Raw genomic sequence first — 16,857 nt, forward strand, 5'->3', positions numbered from 1 at the left:
GAGGCGGTCGAAGATCCACTGGATCACTGAGCGCACCGCTCCACCCCTGCCCCTGGGGATCTCGGGAGCGAATCCGCACGACAGCCGGGCGCCGCAGCCGCTGGTGTGCGGCGTCCCGCCGACCCGCTCACGCCGCGGCCTGCGCCGCAGGCGTTCGGCCGAGCTCCACGGGGACAGGACACCCCATGCGTCGACGGGGTCAGGCGGCGATGCCGAACAAAAGTCGACTGCTGCGAAGGCGACGGCTTCGTTGAACTCCTGGCGTTGCGTCAAGCAGTGATGAAGTTGGCCAAGCAGCCGTTCGAACAGCCACGTCCTCGCGGCGAGAACCTGCGGCTGCGCGTCGGCGAGCTCGGCGAGTTCGGCGACGAATCGGCTTGCCCGGGCAGATCTATTGACTTCCCCTCGCGTCCGTCACTACCGTCTCGCAGAATTTCGAACGACGTTCGATATTTCGAATAGAGAATATCCCGCATGAGTGCCCAACGGAGGACACCTCTATGCGCTACCGACCCAGACCCGGCACCCGCCTGGTGGCCGCCCTGTGCGGCTCGACGCTGTCCATGGCCCTGTTGACCGGGGGGCCGGGGGCGACCCCCGCCCAGGCGGCCGACGACCCCAACGCGGTCGCGCTCGACAAGGACGCCATCCTCGCCGCCAACCAGCTCGACGAGCGGCAGTGGTACAAGGACAACATTCCTTTCCTCGACACCCCCGACAACGACATCGACGATGTCTACTACTACCGGTGGAGCACCTACAAGCGCGCGCTCCGCTACACCGCGCCGGGCACGGGTTACGTGTCGACCGAGTACGACGTGCCGATCGGCTATGCCGGGAACCCGTACACCGCGCTCCCGGACGCGGCCGGCTACCACCTGCTGGACGGGCGGTGGCTGCGCAACCGGGACTACGCCGGTGACTACCTGGACTTCTGGCTGCGCGGGGCGGGCAACTCGGGCGCCCGCAACTTCAGTGAGTGGATCACGAGCGCCGCGTACCAGCGTTATCTCGTCACCGGGGACGCCGCCCAGATCAAGTCCGCGCTCCCCCACCTCATCGCCCTGTACAAGCGGTGGGACTCCAACCTCGACACCGACGTCACGGTGAACGGCACGCAGTCCACGAGCGACCTGTACCACCAGACCCCGCTGTCCGACGCCACGGAGTACACCGAGACGTCGATGCACAGCAGCAACTGGTTCAGCGGCGGCCGCGGTTACCGGCCCACGATCAACGCGTACATGTTCAGCGCCGCCCAGGCGATCAGCAAGATCGCCACGATGAACGGCGACACGGCGACCGCGAACGAGTACGACGCCAAGGCCGCGCAGCTCAAGACCGCCGTGCAGAACTCGCTGTGGGACCCGCAGCGCAACTTCTTCATGCAGGTCTACAACACGGACAGCACCAACGGCACCCTGAAGCAGACCAGGACGACCTGGCGGGAGCTGATGGGTTACGCCCCCTGGGCGTTCAACCTGCCCGACGCCCAGTACTCGTCGGCGTGGAAGTACCTGACGGACTCCAAGCGGTTCAAGGCGCCCTTCGGGCCCACGACACTGGAGCGGGTGCACGACTTCGAGGCGGAGCAGGCCACCCGCAACCACGCGAACCTCTTCAGCTCCTCGACCGCCTCCAACGGGCAGTACATCGGCCAGATCGACTTCGACGACAGCTACGTCGACTTCACCGTGGACGCGCCCGGCGCCGGGACGTATCCCGTGACCGTGTACTACGCCAACGGCACCAGCGGCACGTCGACCCACAAGCTCATCGTGAACGACGACACCGCCAACCCGATCACGGTCAGCTACGCCCCCACCGGGGCCTGGCAGAGGTTCTCGGAGTCGCAGGCCGTCACCGTGCAGGTCCCCATGAAGGCCGGCGCCAACACGCTGAAGTTCGCCAAGGGCACCAGCTACGCCGAACTCGACCGGATCACGGCGAACCCGTACTTCGACTACCAGGCGATCCCCGCCACGCAGCAGCGTGACGACGCCAACTGCTGCCACTGGAACGGCCCGAGCTGGCCGTACCAGACGAGCCAGGTCCTGACCGGCATGGCGAACCTGCTCCAGGACTACCCGTCGCAGAGCTACGTCACCAAGCAGGACTACCAGACGATGCTGGCGCAGTTCGCCGACCTCCAGCACAAGGACGGCAAGCCCTACATCGCCGAAGCCGCCGACGGTGACACCGGCGAGTGGATCTACGACGGCTTCAACTTCAGCGAGAACTACAACCACTCCAGTTTCAACGACCTGGTGCTCACCGGTCTGCTGGGCATCAAGCCGCAGGCGAACAACACGCTGGTGTTGAAGCCGCTGGTCCCGTCCGGCTGGGACTGGTTCGCGGTGGAGTCCCTGCCCTACCACGGGCACACCTACTCGATCCGCTGGGACCGTGACGGCACGCACTACGGCAAGGGCAGCGGCCTGCAGATCTTCCAGGACGGTCAGCGCATCCAGCAGTCGTCGACGCTCGGGGACACCACGGTGAACGTGGCCGCCCCCGTCACCCCGGCGCCGGCCACTCGGCTGATGAACGTGGCGGCCAACCCGCTGACCGCCGAGCAGGACTGGCTGGGCCGCACCATCACGCAGCCCTATCCGAAGGCCTTCGCCTCCTACACCAACACCGTCTCCAACGGCCCGCACTGCCACAGCGGCCAGACCTGCAAGCCCACCACGTTCGACGCCCCGCTGCGGGCCACCGACGGCTGGATCCGCTACGACAAGATCCCCGACGACCGGTGGACCAACTCCGGCTCGCCGAACGCCACCGACCACCTCGGCGTCGACTTCGGCGCGCCGCGGAAGATCGACGAGGTGAAGTTCTACACCTACGACGACGGCGCGAACATCCGCGTCCCTGCGAGCTACACCGTCCAGTACCTCAGCAACGGCTCGTGGGTGAACGTCCCGAACCAGACCAGGAGCCCGGCCACCCCGGCCGCGAACAACGCCAACGAGGTGACCTTCCCGACGATCACGACCTCGCAGTTCCGGGTCGTCTTCACACCGCAGGCCGGCAAGTTCGTCGGCGTCACCGAGCTGGAGTCCTGGTACCCGGAGACACCGGCCGTGAAGATCATCAACAAGAACAGCAACCTGGAGCTCGGCATCTCCGGTTCCTCGATCGCCCCGGGAGGCGCCGCCCAGCAGCAGACGGCCGACACCACGGCCAACCACTGGTGGAAGATCGTTCCCGCCGAGAACGGCTACTACAAGATCTTCAACACCAACAGCGGCCAGGTGCTCGGCATCAAGGACGCGTCCAAGACGGCCGGCGCCACCGCACTGCAGTGGGGCGACACGCTCACCGTCGACCACCTCTGGTCGATAGTCGACGCGGGCGGCGGCTACTGCAAGATCATCAACAAGAACAGCGGCATGGCCCTGGGCATCCAGGACATGTCCAACGCATCCGGCGCCCAGGCCCTGCAGTGGGACGACAACGGCACCGCCGACCATCTGTGGCGCATCGTCACGGGCGACGGATCCACACCGTTCAACTCCTGACCGACCGTCCGCCGCGCCACGGCCGCCGGCCGGGGTCCGGAACTCCGGATCCCGGCCGGCGCTGTGGCGCCGCGGGGTATACCCCGCGGTGCCCGCACATTGACTCGTGCGCCACGGGGTACGCCTTCACGGTGTTCGCGACGTCGCCTGGCCTCCTGACGGTGGCGGGCAGTATTACGGTCTCCGACCTCGAGTTGCGATCGGCAGGGGCGGCTTCCACCGCTGCCGAAGTGTCCAGATCCGGCGCCGCGCCGCGAACCTGGTGGCCTTGGACGCCCGCAAGCAGCCGATGGACACCCTCGCCGACAAACCCGGCCACTGCCTGTGGACCGGCATCGCCGACGACGACCACGCCGACCCACCACCGGGTCGGCCCACCACCGGGTCGGCCCCTCGGCAACCGCATCACCCACTGGGCACCCTCAACAAGCCGGTGTGCTGCGCCTGGCTCGGTCACCTGCACGGCGATCACGCCCCCGTCACCGTCCACGTAGCCTTGCCGATCTACACTCATCCCTGACGTTTTTACTGGTCAGAAGGCGTAGGCAGTGTCGGCCCTCGTTCGCCTTTGTCGGTCTGTTCCTGTCCTTGCGTCCCGAACGCGTCCCGAATCCGCCGTTGGACAACTACAGTCCGGCCGTGCATGGCGGTCGCCCCAGCTCGGAGAGGGATCTCGAACCCGCCCGCAGCGGATTCTCATTCCCACGCACGGAGGCTCCGCAGGCTCCACCTCGCCTGAGGAGAGCCTCGGCGTTCTGAGCAGACCATGACGCCCTTCCGAAGCGTGGTTGACCTTTTGGCAGGCGCACCTCGGTCGGCGGTTCAATGGGCGCGCCGCAGCGCGGCCCAGCTGCCCCAGCCGGCATGGGCTTCGACGGCCTGCCAGCGTCCGGGCAGAGCGGCTGCGACGTCTGCCGCGGGCAGGTGCAGCGGCCCGTCTTCACCGAGCTGGTTGATCCACAGCAGCACACCGTCAGGCGCCAGGACGCGAGCGATCTCGGCGGGGAACAGGAGCATGTCGATGGCGGCGACGACCGCGATCCGGGCGTCGGCCACCGGCAGGGCGCCGACGTCGGCACGCACCCGCAAGGGCGAGCGCCCGGCGGCTTGACGCAACATCTGCTCCGACAGGTCGACGCTGATCACCTGCGGGAAGAGGCTGGCGAGCAGCGGAGTGAACAGGCCCGTTCCCGAGCCGGCTTCCAGGCAGGGGCCTTGAGGGAACGAGCCGCCGCGGTCCAGTGCGTCGCGCAGGGGATCGTCTCGTCCGGTGGCGCGGGTGGTGTCCCACTCCGCTGCCAACTGGTCGAACAGGTCGGCGACGAAGTGGGCGGTCTCGGTGTCCCACGGGCGGCGGCCGGCAGCAAGGTCGCGGGCGAAAGCGCGGAAGACCTCGGCAGTCTCCGTCGGCGGGATCGGTTTGCCGTCTGGGCTGGGCCACTTGCGGGGCAGGATGGCGTTCACAGCCGTGATTCCAGCAGAAGGCGGCGCCGAGCGGATCGGCCCTGAGGTCGACGGGCCAGGTCCACCCCTGGGTGGAGGCCGATGGCCCCCTTCAGCGGCCTTTCCGGGCCCGGCCACGATGGAGGCCGAACCCGCCCACGAGGGCCACCTTGAGGAGGACGACCGCCAGGACGCCGACGGCGGCCCAGCCTGTCCAGTGCCGGTTCGCCAGGAGGGCACTTGAGGGCCACCAGCCGTTGCTGCGGTCCACCGGCTCGTCACGGTCACCCTGGCCGGTGTACGACCCGAGCCGGCGGCTTCCTCGAAGTACCACCCGAGCACCGGCAGCCCCGCGCACGCGCCCCACCACCACGACGGGCACTCCCCCCATGGCCGGCGTCCGGCCGGTTCCTGAGCGAGCCGTCGCTGTCGCCGTGAAGTACGGGGCGGGCGCGTCCGCGTCGCCGCCCCCCGTCGTTCCACGAGGCCTGAGGTCAGTGGTGGTGGCCGTCGTCGGCGTGCCCGGCGTCCTCGGCCTTGGCTGGGGCTTGTCCGGTGCGCGAGGGCTCGGAAGCCGGTGGCTCGCTGCCCATCTCCTCGCACGAGGGTGCTGCTGTATCGGGCGGATCCCAAGGGGCGCGCGGCCACCGTGGAGGGCGGGGCCGGCCGGCGAGCAGGGCCAGGATCCGCGCCGCCTGGACGGCGGATACGGCCAGCACCACGGCGCCGGTCAGGACGAGCAGCCCCGTGCCGGGTCCTGGGGCGGCGCGCAGCCCCTCGTACAGAGCACCCGCCGCGCAGACAGCCGTACTGGAAAGGGCCCAGAACCAGCGTCGCGCGCGCCGTAGGACAGCCGCGTTCATCAGTGGCCCTTCGGATTGGCGATCCAGACCTCGATGGTGATCGCGGCGAGTGCCAGCAGCAGCACGGCGGCCGCGCCGAGGGCGAGCTTGCGCTCGCGCCACCTGCGTCTCGGGCTGCGGTCCAGGAACGGTACGAGGAAGATCAGTCCGAAGACGCCTGCGATGACCCAGGCGATGGAGGCGACCCCGAACCATTCCTCCATCGGGAAGAACCACCAGAACATCCACAGCGGGCGAGTGATCTCGATCCCGTCGACCGGTGTCGGCCCGATCACGGGCGGCACCAGCACCGCGAGCATCGACAGCACCCCGAGCAGGACGAGCCCGAAGGCGGCCACGCGCCTGAGATGGGCGGTGAACGGCTCGGGCGACTCGACGGTGGGCACCTGGATCTCGGGATGCGATGAGATCTTGTGCCGCTTGATCAGCAGGGCGTGCCACACGAACAGCAGCAGAATCAGGCCGGGGACGATCACCACGTGGGCGTTGAACAGACGCAGCAGGATGGACACCCGGTCGGTCAGCTCGTCGGTGAACCAGATGCCGGCCCCGCCGAGCAGTTCGGCCACGTCCAGGTTGTGGATCAGGGCCTCGTACCCCTCCTCGTCCCACTTCAGGACCGTGCCGGTGAAGACCGCCAGGAACGTCAGCAGGAACATCGCCGCGCCGACGACCCAGTTGCCCTCACGAGGCTTCTTGTACGAGGCGTGGAAGAACACGCGCAGCAGGTGGAGCAGCGCCATGACGAACATCGCCTGCGCCGCCCAGAAGTGCAGGGCGCGGGCGAAGCTGCCCAGCCATACGTCGGTCACCAGGTCACGTACCGACTGGTTCGCGTCCTGTGGGATCGGCGCGTAGAACTGCGTGATGTAGATCCCGGTGACAAGGAGGATCACGAACGCCACCGCTGTGATGCCGCCCAGACTCCACGCCAGGTTGTTCGCGTGCTCGGGCACCGGATAGGTCAGCGCCTTGATCCCCATGCGTTCATCGATCGCGTCGACGGCGCGATGGAACCGCCCGCGATCACTTCCTCCCGCCCCGGCCGGGGGCGCCGGAGTGGGCGAGGTGGAGTCGGCGGTCATCGTTTCGTGCCCTCTCCGTCTTCTTGCGCGGCGGCGCGGCGCTCGAGTTCCCGGATGCTGTGGCGGGGGCGTAGCCGCACCGACAGCCACAGCCCGACCACGATGGCGACGAGGGCCAGCGCGAACAGGGCGGCGTCGCCCGAATCGGCGATGCCGCGTGCCGGCCGGAACTCGTCCAGCACCACGCTCGTCCCGGTCTCGGTACCCGTGACGAGCTTCCCCGCCTCCGGAGCGGACGGCAGCTTGCCGTCCAGCGAACGAAGCAGAAGCCCTCGGGCCTCCTGGAGGGAGGCCCCTTCGGGACCCGGACGCTCGACGACGGCGCGGGCCTGCTCGACGAGCTTCAGATCGACGCCCTCCTTGTGCGGTGCCATAAGGGCGTCTTCGATGCGCTCGGCCACCTTCTCCTCACCGGCGTCGTTGGCGATCAGCGCGATGGCCTGCTCGACGAGCACCGCCGACTCGTCGCTCTCCCCCTCATGCGCCTGGGCCGCACCCGCCAGGAGCAGCAGGGCGAGGGTCGCGACCGGAAGGGTCGCAGGAGTTCGGGCAGCGGCGCGTACCAGCACCCACGGGGTGCCGGGTGGCTCCTTGCGCATGGCGATCGCCTTCCACGGCCGGTGAGGACGTTGCGCCGCTTTGACCAGCACGTGCCGAGTATGGGCGGCCCATGAAGGCACTGAGTCGGTGACCCGCCGAGGCCGCAGGTTCATTCACTCCCATGGACAGGGGACGTGCGCCGCGCCCCCACCTGCGTGCCGGGCGCCTTGTGCACCGGCAGGCTCTCGCCGGTGACCACCGACTCGTCGACCTCCCTCCGCGGGCGGCGTGATCACGATGTGTCCAGGGGTTCGCGCTGAGCTGTGCCGAGGATGTGTGTGGCGGCGGGCGAGGGCAGTCGGGTGTCGGGGAAGGAAAACCTCTCCACCTCGGTGAGGCGGAACCCGGCTGCGGTGATCGCGGCCCGGGTGTCGCGACCGACGTGGCAGGCGCCCATCAGCAGGGGCCAGACGGTTGCGTCCAGGGCCCGCTGTACGCGCCGCATCGCGGGCGAGTCGGCGCGTACGTGCTCGAAGAAGCGGAGTTGTCCGCCCGGCCGCAGCACCCGGTGGAGTTCGGCGAGCGCAGCATGTGGGTCGGCGACCGAGCACAGGGTCAGGCAGGCGACGGCCGCGTCGAACGAGGCGTCCTCGGCGGGCAGTTGCTCGGCCCGTCCGTCCACCACCTGAACGGGAACGGCAGCGGAGCGGGCGCTCTGGACGGCCAACTCACGTAGGTGGGGCTCGGGTTCCACCGCAAGGAGTCGGGTCACTGTGCCCGGGTAATGGGGAAAGTTCAGCCCGTTGCCCGCACCGATCTCGATGACCTGGCCGGACAGGCCCGCCAGCAGGCGCTTGCGGTGTTCCGTGACGCCCGCCTTCTCCAGAGCCGGACCGGCGACCTTGCTGTAATAGCGCGCGAAGACCGGGCGCGACCGGATGGGTGGCCTCGTCTGCTGGGGCATGGATTGTCACCGACTCTTCTCTGCGGGGCTCACGGCGTCATGGGGCATGGCCTGGGCCGGGCTGGGCGCGCGGGCTTGCCGCTTTGGTGTCAGCCAACGGTGAGGGTGCCCTTCATGTTCGGGTGGATGGTGCAGATGTAGGAGTAACCGCCGGGTGCGGACGGTGCGGTGAAGGTGGCCGTTGCGTCGCCTGCGATGCTTCCGGTGTCGAACGTCTTGTCCCCGGCGGTGACGGTGTGCGCCGCGGAGTCGCGGTTGACGACGGTGATCTTCGTTCCGGGGCGTACGCGAAGGTTCGCCGGGCTGAAGGCGAAGTTCTCGATCACGATGCGCGCCGCGGCGGGGCCGGCACTGCTTGCGGCGGGCGGGGCACTGGTTTTGGCTGGGCCGTTGCCGTTGCCGCCATTCGAGCAGCCGGCCAGGGCGAGCAGGGTGCAGGCGCCCGCCAGGGCAGCAGCGGTGCGGCCCCGGTGCAGTGGGGTGAATGTCATGCGGGGGGTGCCTTTCGGGCGGGGACTACGGGGTCGGCGCGGCCACCGACCGGCGGCCGCACTCAGGTTCGCTCTCACTGGCGGTGCTTGGGCGGGTCGTACCGCCGTCTGCTGCGCCTGCTCACCCACGGGGGTGGGGTCTGCGTCCGGCAGTGGGTGTTACCTGGGCGTGGTGGCGGTGCGGCGGAAGAGGACGGCCGCGGCGACGATGAGCCCGGTCAGCCAGGCGAAAGCGATGAGCGGGGGCCGGTTTCGTCGAAGGTGGGGGTGAGAGCCGCGTCGATCAGGACGCGGGTGGCGCCGTAACCGGGCAGGGCGTGTGCCCAGCCGGGCGGGGCGGAGCATGGGGCTTTGTTCGATGCCCAGGTCGATGAAGGGCACAAGAAAGGCGATGAGCACTCCGCCGACGCGACCGAACAGCGGGCCGAGCAGGACGCCGATGAGGCCATGGACGATGCCTTGCCAGGATCAGCGTCCCGGCCGGCGATGCGATCGCGGGCGCCATGGCACTCACCCCTTCGGGCCCGGGCCGGTCAGGCCCGACCGGGGCCGCTGTGGTGGTCGTGCTTGCGCAGTGGGTCTTCGTCCTGGCCGTCACGGTGTTGGCCGTGTCCGCCGCGCATGCCGCGCATCATGAAGAACATCATCAGCGGACAGGCGGCCACGAGGGCGAGCCAGACCAGGCTTTGCAGGGACGCGCCGACGATCAGGGCGCCGACGACGACGATCGCGGCGGCAAGCGCGTACATGCCGTAGTTCCGCTTGTCGTTCATGACGGGCCTCCTTCAGCCGAGGGCTGTGGGCCGCAACCGGGGCGGCCGGGGTTTCAGGTCTTGGTGGGGCCGGCGTGCAGCGTGGTCAGGCGGCGCCGGTATTCCTCCTCGTCGATCTCACCGCGGGCCAGCCGCTCGCGAAGAATGTCCTCGGGCGTGGGCGCGGCGGGGGTGTGGGTGTGCTCGTGCGGGCTGTTGAGGGCGCGGAAGAGCAGCACTGCGACTGTGATGATCAGCGCCCAGAACAGGATCATGCCGGCCGACATCGCGAACCAGCCCCATCCGCTGACGTCGTGGTCGTACCAGAACATCATCGCCACTCACCTGCTTCGGCTTATCGACGACCGGGGGGCCGGATGGGCTCCCTGGGGACTTCTCGCCTTCACCTACATCGTCCCTCTGCCTGGTGTGGCGGTCTGGGGCTGGGTGGTCCAGGACAGGTGGGCCGTTCAGCCCCTACCCGGCAGGGGTAGCCGAGCGCAGGCTGGAGTGACCCACCGAGGGAGGCGAGAAGCCCATGGGTGCCGTCGATGTCGTTGTGGTCTTGGCCTCGGCCGTACTGGTCGCTGTGCTGGGCTGGTACTTCTTCGGGCCGCGCCGGGCCGGTGCCGCCCGGCTGGAAGGCGGCGTGCAGCGGGTGGAAGTGACAGTGCGGGGCGGCTACAGCCCCGACGTGATCAAGGTTCGCCAGGGCACGCCGGTGGAGTTGGTCTTCGACCGGCAGGAGGCGGGCGAGTGCACCTCCCGCGTGGTCTTCCCCGATCTCAGGGTCGGTGCGGGCCTGCCCGCCCACACCCGTACGACTGTGCGACTGAGCCCGGACCGGCCGGGTTCCTTCGGCTTCTCCTGCGGCATGAACATGATCCACGGCACGCTGCTGGTCGAACCCGCGGAAGGCCCCGCACCACCCGTCCCGGACGGCGCCGAAGCCAAGGCCGCCACTCCCCCCGCAGCCGCTGCTTCAACCGGCGGGCCTCCGTCAGCGGGTGAGGAACGGACGGCGGCCGAGGCGGAGGCCGCGGACGCCGCCGAGCGGCAGGCTGAGATCAAGGACCTCACCCGCAGGGTGCTGACGGGTGCGGTGCTCACCGCCCCGGTGCTGTTCGCCGTGATGGCGCACGAACTCTTCGGCGCGGACTGGGTGCCCGGCTGGATGCTGAACCACTGGCTGCAGCTGGCGCTGATCACGCCGGTGATGTTCTACACGGGGTGGCCGATCCATGTGACGGGCTGGCTGACCCTGCGCCATCGCGCCGCCGACATGAACAGCCTCATCACCCTGGGTACGAGTGCCGCCTACGGCTACAGCCTGCTGGTCACACTTGCCCCCAGCCTGCTGCCGGAGGACGTACGCGAGGTCTACTTCGAGGCCGTCGGCGTCATCCTGACCCTGATCCTGCTGGGCCGGCTGCTGGAGGCCCGCGCGAAGGCCGGCACCGGTGAGGCCATCCGCGCCCTGCTGGGCCTGCGGGCCCGCACCGCGCGCGTGGTGCGGGGCGGTGCCGAGACGGAGGTCCCGGTGGAGGGCGTCGTGGTCGGGGACGAGATCGTCATCCGGCCGGGGGAGAAGATCCCCGTGGACGCCGAGGTGATCGCCGGCTCCTCCGCGGTGGACGAGTCCATGGTCACGGGCGAGCCGATGCCGGTCGCCAAGCACGCGGGGGACACCGTGATCGGTGCCACCGTCAACGGCACCGGGTCCCTGCGGGTCCGGGCGGCCAGGGTCGGCGCGGACACGATGCTCGCCCAGATCATCCGCCTGGTGCAGCAGGCCCAGGCGTCCAAGGCCCCCATCCAGCGGCTCGCGGATGCCGTGTCGGCGTACTTCGTGCCGGCGGTCATCGCTGTCGCGATCGGCACGTTCGCGGTCTGGTTCACCCTCGGTCCGTCACCGGCGCTGACCCTGGCGCTGGTCTCCGCGGTCGCGGTCCTGATCATCGCCTGCCCGTGCGCGCTGGGCCTGGCCACTCCGCTGTCGGTGATGCTCGGCACCGGCAAGGGGGCCCAGGCGGGCATCCTGATCCGCTCCGCCGAAGCCCTCGAGACCGCCCACAAGCTGGAGACCGTGGTCCTGGACAAGACCGGCACAGTCACAGAAGGCAAGCCCGTGCTGACCGACGTCCACACCGCCGAAGGAATCAACGAAGTCGAACTGCTGCGCCTGGTCGCCGCGGCCGAGGCCGACAGCGAACACCCCCTCGCCCAGGCCATCACCGCCGGCGTCCGCGACCGTGGCCTTCACCCGCCTGCGGCGTCCGGCTTCGACTCGGTCACCGGCAAGGGTGTCCAGGCCACCGTGGAGGGCCACGCCGTGCTGGTCGGCACGGCTCGGCTCCTCGACGACGTGGGCATCGACACCTCCGCCCTGGCGTCCGTCGCGGCGGGCCTGTCGACGCAAGGCAAGACCCCGGTCCTTGCTGCTGTCGACGGGCGGCCCGCCGGGGTCCTGGCGGTCGCCGATACCGTCAAGGGCGACTCCGCCGCCGCGATCGGGGCCCTGCAGCGCCTGGGTATCGAGGTGGTCATCCTCACCGGTGACAACGCCCGTACCGCTGCCGCGATCGCCGCTCAAGTCGGTGTCACCCGTGTGCTGGCCGAGGTGCTGCCCGAGCACAAGGCCGACGAGATCCGCCGACTGCAGGGCGAGGGCCGCACCGTCGGCATGGTCGGCGACGGCATCAACGACGCCCCGGCCCTGGCCGCCGCCGATGTCGGCCTCGCGATCGGCACCGGCACCGACGTGGCCATCGAAGCCGCCGACATCACCCTCATATCCGGCTCCCTGACCGGTGTCGTCACCGCGATCCGACTGTCGCGGGCCACCATGCGCAACATCCGGCAGAACCTGTTCTTCGCTCTCGTCTACAACGCCGTCGGCGTCCCCCTCGCCGCAGGCGCCCTGTACCCGCTGTGGGGCATCCGCCTCAGCCCGATCATCGCCGCCGCAGCGATGGCGCTCAGCTCCCTGTCGGTCGTCACCAACGCCTCCCGGCTGCGCCGCTGGCACACCCAGCCGCTGCCCGAAGCCCGCCCCGCCCACGTCCAGCCCCGTGTCGAGTCCGCCGCCGACCGAACCCCGGCGGGCAGCACGGCAACCACGGCGGACCATGGGCACCACCACCCCGCCGCATCCCAGGAAAACAGCGACAGCATCGTCGCGGACCCGGTGTGCGGCATGCAGGTGGACAAGGCGACCGCCGCCGAGCACCGGCACACCGAGAGGGGCACCTACCACTTCTGCTCCGCCCACTGCGCCGCCACGTTCGACGCCGCCCCGGACCGCTACACCACCCCCACGACCGACGGTACGCACGAGGGAGGCGAACACCGATGACCACTGCTCCGGCAACCCCGCGCGACGCTCACGGGCAGCACACCCGGGCACCGGGTTGCGCCGGCCACAAGGGCGACCACCTGGCCCGCCTGAACAAGATCGAAGGCCAGGTACGCGGCATCGCCCGCATGGTCACCGACGACCGCTACTGCGTCGACGTCCTCACTCAGATCAGCGCCGCCACCCGGGCCCTGCAGGAAGTCGCCCTCAACCTCCTCGACGACCACGTGCGTGGCTGCGTCACCGACGCCGCCCGAACCGACCCCGCGCAAGCTGACGACAAGTTCGCAGAACTTACCGACACCTTGCGCCGCGCACTGCGTCTGTGACCACCGGGGCGGTGGGTCTTTCACTCTCGCCGCCCAGACGCCTCGCTCACCCCTCCCGGGGATCCCCTGCCGCTGACTTGATGTTTCAAGTCAGCGTCGGCGCACGAGCGACGAAGAGCCCCGCTGGCTGAACCAGAGGAAGACGAGGCCTGGCTGGTCCTCGCCCGGATGCTGCTGCGCCTTCCGGCCGCGTTGGACGCACAGCTCCAACGGGATGAAGGGATCACCCATTTCGAGTACCAGGTGCTGGCCGGGCTCTCCATGTCGCCGGAGCGCAACCTGCGGATGAGTGAACTGGCCCTGTTCGCGGAGGGGTCGCTCTCCCGCCTGTCCCATGTGGTCAAGCGTCTGGAGCAGCGGGAGTGGGTCTACCGCGTCCCGGATCCGGCCGACGGGCGTTACACCCGCGCGATCCTCACCGACAAAGGCCTGCAGAAGGTCGTCGAAGCCGCACCCGGTCATGTCGCCGAGGTGCGCCGCCCGATCTTCGACCCACTGACAAAGCGCAGCAGAAGCACCTGCGGGACATCGGTCGCCGCATCAACAACACCATCGGTCGCGGCGCGGGGTGTGCGGCTCGACCGAAGGCCCTCGCGAGATAACTTGACGATTCAACTTAAAAGTAGCTTGCTGACTTGAAGTGTCAAGCGTGACGACTTGAAGCATCAATTAAATAGCCTTTCTGCGCCGTTGCGCCTTCAAGCCATGGGCGACCTGGCACGTGGGACGATCGGAGCGGAGGTATGCCGTGGACAGGCCCGGGCGCTCGCTGGACGACGTCACGCTCACCACGTACCGCGCCGGGGACACGACGACTCCGGTCGACGCCCGCGAGCCGGGGCGGGTGTGAGCGGTGGCGCGTGAACTGGTGCTCGGTCTCGACGCGGGACACACGGTGACCAAGGCGGTGCTGTTCGACGCCACGGGGCGGCCGGTGGCGCACGGCAGCGGCACGCTGCCGCTGACCAGCCCTCACCCCCACTGGGTCGAGCGGGACATGGACGACGTGTGGCGGACGGCGCACCGGGCCATCGCCGCCTGTCTCGCCGAAGCGGGACCGGACGCGGGGCGGGACGTCGCCGCGGTGGGGCTGGCCGGGCACGGCGACGGCCTGTACGCCGTCGACGAGCGGGGCCGGCCGGTACGGGCCGCGATCGTGGCGATGGACACCCGTGCCGAACCGGTGCTGGCGGAGTGGCGAGGCAGTCCGGTCTGGTCCCGGTCCCTGGAGTGGTCGGGCACGGTTCCCTTCTCGGGTTCCCCGGCCGCCCTGCTGGCCTGGCTCGCCCGCCACGAGCCGGGGGTGCTTCAGCAGGCCCGCTGGCTGTTGTCCTGCAAGGACTGGCTGCGCCTGAGGCTGACGGGCGCGGTGGCCACCGATCCCACGGACGCCAGTGCCTCGTTCACCGACATGCGGCGTGGCGGCTACTCGCCGCAACTGCTCGGCCTGTACGGCCTCGGCGCACTCGCCGACCTGCTGCCGCCCGTCCTGGCCTGCGACGCGGTGAGCGGCACCGTCACCCGCGAGGCCGCCGCGCTCACCGGACTCACCGTGGGCACGCCCGTGGTCACGGGCGCCCATGACGTCGACGCCGCCGCGCTCGGGGTAGGCGGCACGACGCCGGGCGAACTGTGCCTGATCGCCGGATCGTTCAGCATCAACCAGGTGGTCGGCGAGCACCCCGTCGTCGATCCGCGCTGGCAGGTCCGTCACTTCGTCCGCCCGGGGCAGTGGATGACCATGTCCACCTCGCCCGCCTCGGTGGCGAACCTGGAGTGGTTCCTGCGGGTCACGGGTGCACCGGCCGAGCAGCGGGACGGCGTCCACGAGGCGATCGGCCGTGAGGTCGAGGCCCACCTCGGCGGCCCGTCGGAGGTGTTGTTCCACCCGTTCGTCTACGGCTCGCCGCACCCGCGTCCCGCGTCCGGGACGTTCCTCGGCCTGCGCGGTTGGCACGACCGCGGCCACCTGTTGCGCGCCCTGATGGAAGGGGTCGTCCTCAATCACCGCTGGCACGTCGACGCGCTCTGCTCCAGGCTGCCGATCAGCGGGGCGGCGGCCCGGCTGACCGGCGGTGCCGCGCACAGCGAGGTGTGGAGCCAGATGTTCGCCGACGCCCTGCGGCGGCCGGTCGTGGTGACCGACGTGCGGGAGAGCGCAGCCCGCGGAGCGGCCCTGCTCGCCGCCACCGCAGTCGGGCTGCTCGACGGCGTGACGGACCCGCGCGCCGAAGCCGCCGTGCTCAGACGTCACGAACCCCACGCCGACCGGGTCGTCGTACTCGACGAGGCGTACGAGGTGTACCGGGAGGCGCTGGAGGTTCTCGGACCGGTCTGGGGCCGCCTGGACGCGCCCGGGACCGCCGAGTGAGAACGAAGCCCTACGTCGGGGACGGCACCCCGTCGCGGCGGTACGGCGGCTGGGCGCCCGCGCGGGTGCAGGTGTCTGCCGCGATCTCCACGGCGTACGACAGCAGCCGGGAGAGCTCGCCGGCCTCGAGGCTGTCGACGCCTTCGCGGCTGAGTCGCCCGGTGCGGTGCAGGTGGGCGAGCACCCCGGCGGTGAAGGCGTCGCCGGCTCCCACCGTGTCGACGACATCGACCGCCGGGGCGGGCACGTGCACGTCGGCGTGGCGGCCGACGGCCCAGGCGCCCTGGGCCCCGAAGGTGATGAGGACGAGCCCCGCCCCGGACGCCAGCCAGCGGTCCGCCACCGCCTCGTAGGACTCCCCCGGGTGGAGCCAGGCCAGATCCTCGTCGCTCGCCTTCACCACGTCGGCCAGCGCCACCCACTCGGCGAACCGCCGGATGTAGGCGGCACGGTCGGTGACCAGGCCCGGCCGCACGTTCGGGTCGAGGGACACCAGCCGCCGGCCGGCCTCCCGGCGCAGCAGTCCGTCGAGGGTCGAGGCCAGGGGTTCCAGGAGCAGTCCCAGCGAGCCGAGGTGCAGTGCCGTGTCCGGGGGCAGTGCGCCGCCGTCCGGGAGGGCGGCGAGGTGCTCGGGGCGCAGTCCGCGGTCGGCTGCGTCGCCGGCGTGGAAGGAGTAGGTGGCCGACCCGTCCTCGCGCAGGTGCACGGCGGCGAGGGTGGTGGGGTCGGACGTGGGCAGCACATGGGTGAGGCGGGTGCCGGATGCCGCGAGGTGCGCGCGCAGCAGATCGCCGAAGTGGTCGTCGGAGAGGCGGGCGAGCAGCGCCGTGGGGACTCCCAGGCGGCCGAGGCCCACGGCGACGTTGAGGCAGGAGCCGCCCGGGCGCGGCTGGAGGGCCGCGGCGCCGTCGGCCGTGCGGAGGGGAGTGAGGTCGACCAGCGCGTCTCCGGCGACGACGACGGCGGGCTGCTCTGCGGTTTCCGGTCTGGCGCTCATGCGGGTTCCTCGGGGAGGGGCGGCGACACGGCGGGGGGCGGGGCTGTTCGGTGGAGCCCCATCGCCCCCACAAGGACGCCGCAACGTTAAGTCCTGAGAATTTTTATCGCAAGATGTGTTAACAACGGCGCACTCTCCTGCTA

At 70.1% G+C, this 16,857-nt stretch carries 16 protein-coding genes; 6 read left to right on the top strand and 10 right to left on the bottom strand.

The window, feature by feature from the left end; translation table 11 throughout:
• Nucleotides 1-500 precede the first annotated feature (500 nt).
• Both OG289_RS07225 and OG289_RS07230 read left to right on the top strand, forming a co-directional pair.
• Nucleotides 501-3,524 carry an MGH1-like glycoside hydrolase domain-containing protein gene (locus OG289_RS07225; RefSeq protein WP_327313166.1) on the top strand — a complete coding sequence of 1,008 codons (3,024 nt, stop codon included), beginning with the start codon at nt 501-503 and terminating at the stop codon, nt 3,522-3,524.
• A 268-nt stretch (nt 3,525-3,792) separates the two neighbouring features.
• Nucleotides 3,793-4,044 (top strand): hypothetical protein, encoded by a 252-nt coding sequence (locus OG289_RS07230; protein WP_327313167.1) that lies wholly within the window; start codon nt 3,793-3,795, stop codon nt 4,042-4,044.
• 302 nt (nt 4,045-4,346) lie between these two features.
• Here the strand turns inward: OG289_RS07230 and OG289_RS07235 are convergent, their stop codons facing one another.
• The 9 genes from OG289_RS07235 to OG289_RS07275 form a co-directional block, all read right to left on the bottom strand.
• A complete protein-coding gene (locus OG289_RS07235) occupies nt 4,347-4,988 on the bottom strand; it encodes a class I SAM-dependent DNA methyltransferase (protein WP_327313168.1) in 642 nt (213 codons plus the stop codon).
• A 91-nt stretch (nt 4,989-5,079) separates the two neighbouring features.
• Nucleotides 5,080-5,358, bottom strand: a complete 279-nt coding sequence (locus OG289_RS07240) for a hypothetical protein (protein WP_327313169.1) — start codon at nt 5,356-5,358, stop codon at nt 5,080-5,082.
• Between the two features lie 103 nt (nt 5,359-5,461).
• On the bottom strand, nt 5,462-5,830 hold the full coding sequence (locus tag OG289_RS07245; protein ID WP_327313170.1) for a hypothetical protein: 369 nt from the start codon (nt 5,828-5,830) through the stop codon (nt 5,462-5,464).
• The gene (locus OG289_RS07250) at nt 5,830-6,915 is read right to left on the bottom strand and encodes a cytochrome b N-terminal domain-containing protein (protein ID WP_327313171.1); all 1,086 of its coding nucleotides are present in this window, start codon (nt 6,913-6,915) and stop codon (nt 5,830-5,832) included. Before OG289_RS07250 ends, OG289_RS07245 begins: the two co-directional genes overlap by 1 nt.
• The gene (locus OG289_RS07255) at nt 6,912-7,514 is read right to left on the bottom strand and encodes a hypothetical protein (RefSeq protein WP_327313172.1); all 603 of its coding nucleotides are present in this window, start codon (nt 7,512-7,514) and stop codon (nt 6,912-6,914) included. Before OG289_RS07255 ends, OG289_RS07250 begins: the two co-directional genes overlap by 4 nt.
• A 233-nt stretch (nt 7,515-7,747) precedes the next feature.
• Nucleotides 7,748-8,419 carry a class I SAM-dependent methyltransferase gene (locus tag OG289_RS07260; protein WP_327313173.1) on the bottom strand — a complete coding sequence of 224 codons (672 nt, stop codon included), beginning with the start codon at nt 8,417-8,419 and terminating at the stop codon, nt 7,748-7,750.
• 89 nt (nt 8,420-8,508) lie between these two features.
• Nucleotides 8,509-8,910, bottom strand: coding sequence for a cupredoxin domain-containing protein (locus tag OG289_RS07265; protein ID WP_327313174.1), 402 nt, complete (start codon nt 8,908-8,910; stop codon nt 8,509-8,511).
• Between the two features lie 533 nt (nt 8,911-9,443).
• Nucleotides 9,444-9,683, bottom strand: a complete 240-nt coding sequence (locus tag OG289_RS07270) for a DUF2933 domain-containing protein (RefSeq protein WP_327313175.1) — start codon at nt 9,681-9,683, stop codon at nt 9,444-9,446.
• 53 nt (nt 9,684-9,736) lie between these two features.
• Complete coding sequence (locus OG289_RS07275) at nt 9,737-9,997, bottom strand: SHOCT domain-containing protein (RefSeq protein ID WP_327313176.1); 261 nt, start codon at nt 9,995-9,997, stop codon at nt 9,737-9,739.
• Nucleotides 9,998-10,200: 203 nt separating this feature from the next.
• On the opposite strand from OG289_RS07275, the gene OG289_RS07280 reads away from it, so the two are divergent.
• From OG289_RS07280 to OG289_RS07295, 4 genes are all read left to right on the top strand, one after another.
• Nucleotides 10,201-13,017, top strand: a complete 2,817-nt coding sequence (locus tag OG289_RS07280) for a heavy metal translocating P-type ATPase (RefSeq protein WP_327313177.1) — start codon at nt 10,201-10,203, stop codon at nt 13,015-13,017.
• On the top strand, nt 13,014-13,346 hold the full coding sequence (locus OG289_RS07285) for a metal-sensitive transcriptional regulator (protein ID WP_327313178.1): 333 nt from the start codon (nt 13,014-13,016) through the stop codon (nt 13,344-13,346). The genes OG289_RS07280 and OG289_RS07285 overlap by 4 nt, the downstream gene beginning before the upstream one ends.
• Before the next feature lie 168 nt (nt 13,347-13,514).
• Nucleotides 13,515-13,985 (top strand): MarR family winged helix-turn-helix transcriptional regulator, encoded by a 471-nt coding sequence (locus OG289_RS07290; RefSeq protein WP_327313179.1) that lies wholly within the window; start codon nt 13,515-13,517, stop codon nt 13,983-13,985.
• Nucleotides 13,986-14,199: 214 nt separating this feature from the next.
• Nucleotides 14,200-15,717 carry an FGGY-family carbohydrate kinase gene (locus OG289_RS07295; protein WP_327313180.1) on the top strand — a complete coding sequence of 506 codons (1,518 nt, stop codon included), beginning with the start codon at nt 14,200-14,202 and terminating at the stop codon, nt 15,715-15,717.
• 10 nt (nt 15,718-15,727) lie between these two features.
• Here OG289_RS07295 and OG289_RS07300 read toward each other — a convergent pair whose 3' ends face one another.
• A complete protein-coding gene (locus OG289_RS07300; RefSeq protein ID WP_327313181.1) occupies nt 15,728-16,714 on the bottom strand; it encodes a carbohydrate kinase family protein in 987 nt (328 codons plus the stop codon).
• Nucleotides 16,715-16,857 lie beyond the last annotated feature (143 nt).

This window comes from Streptomyces sp. NBC_01235 (assembly GCF_035989285.1).
GTDB lineage: Bacteria > Actinomycetota > Actinomycetes > Streptomycetales > Streptomycetaceae > Streptomyces.

Bases quoted from the DNA above. Each gene is read 5' to 3' on its own strand.
- OG289_RS07225 (WP_327313166.1), top strand. From the start codon at position 501: ATGCGCTACCGACCCAGACCCGGCACCCGCCTGGTGGCCGCCCTGTGC.
- OG289_RS07240 (WP_327313169.1), bottom strand. From the start codon at position 5,358: ATGGGGGGAGTGCCCGTCGTGGTGGTGGGGCGCGTGCGCGGGGCTGCC.
- OG289_RS07245 (WP_327313170.1), bottom strand. From the start codon at position 5,830: ATGAACGCGGCTGTCCTACGGCGCGCGCGACGCTGGTTCTGGGCCCTT.
- OG289_RS07250 (WP_327313171.1), bottom strand. From the start codon at position 6,915: ATGACCGCCGACTCCACCTCGCCCACTCCGGCGCCCCCGGCCGGGGCG.
- OG289_RS07255 (WP_327313172.1), bottom strand. From the start codon at position 7,514: ATGCGCAAGGAGCCACCCGGCACCCCGTGGGTGCTGGTACGCGCCGCT.
- OG289_RS07260 (WP_327313173.1), bottom strand. From the start codon at position 8,419: ATGCCCCAGCAGACGAGGCCACCCATCCGGTCGCGCCCGGTCTTCGCG.
- OG289_RS07265 (WP_327313174.1), bottom strand. From the start codon at position 8,910: ATGACATTCACCCCACTGCACCGGGGCCGCACCGCTGCTGCCCTGGCG.
- OG289_RS07270 (WP_327313175.1), bottom strand. From the start codon at position 9,683: ATGAACGACAAGCGGAACTACGGCATGTACGCGCTTGCCGCCGCGATC.
- OG289_RS07275 (WP_327313176.1), bottom strand. From the start codon at position 9,997: ATGATGTTCTGGTACGACCACGACGTCAGCGGATGGGGCTGGTTCGCG.
- OG289_RS07280 (WP_327313177.1), top strand. From the start codon at position 10,201: ATGGGTGCCGTCGATGTCGTTGTGGTCTTGGCCTCGGCCGTACTGGTC.
- OG289_RS07285 (WP_327313178.1), top strand. From the start codon at position 13,014: ATGACCACTGCTCCGGCAACCCCGCGCGACGCTCACGGGCAGCACACC.
- OG289_RS07290 (WP_327313179.1), top strand. From the start codon at position 13,515: ATGCTGCTGCGCCTTCCGGCCGCGTTGGACGCACAGCTCCAACGGGAT.
- OG289_RS07300 (WP_327313181.1), bottom strand. From the start codon at position 16,714: ATGAGCGCCAGACCGGAAACCGCAGAGCAGCCCGCCGTCGTCGTCGCC.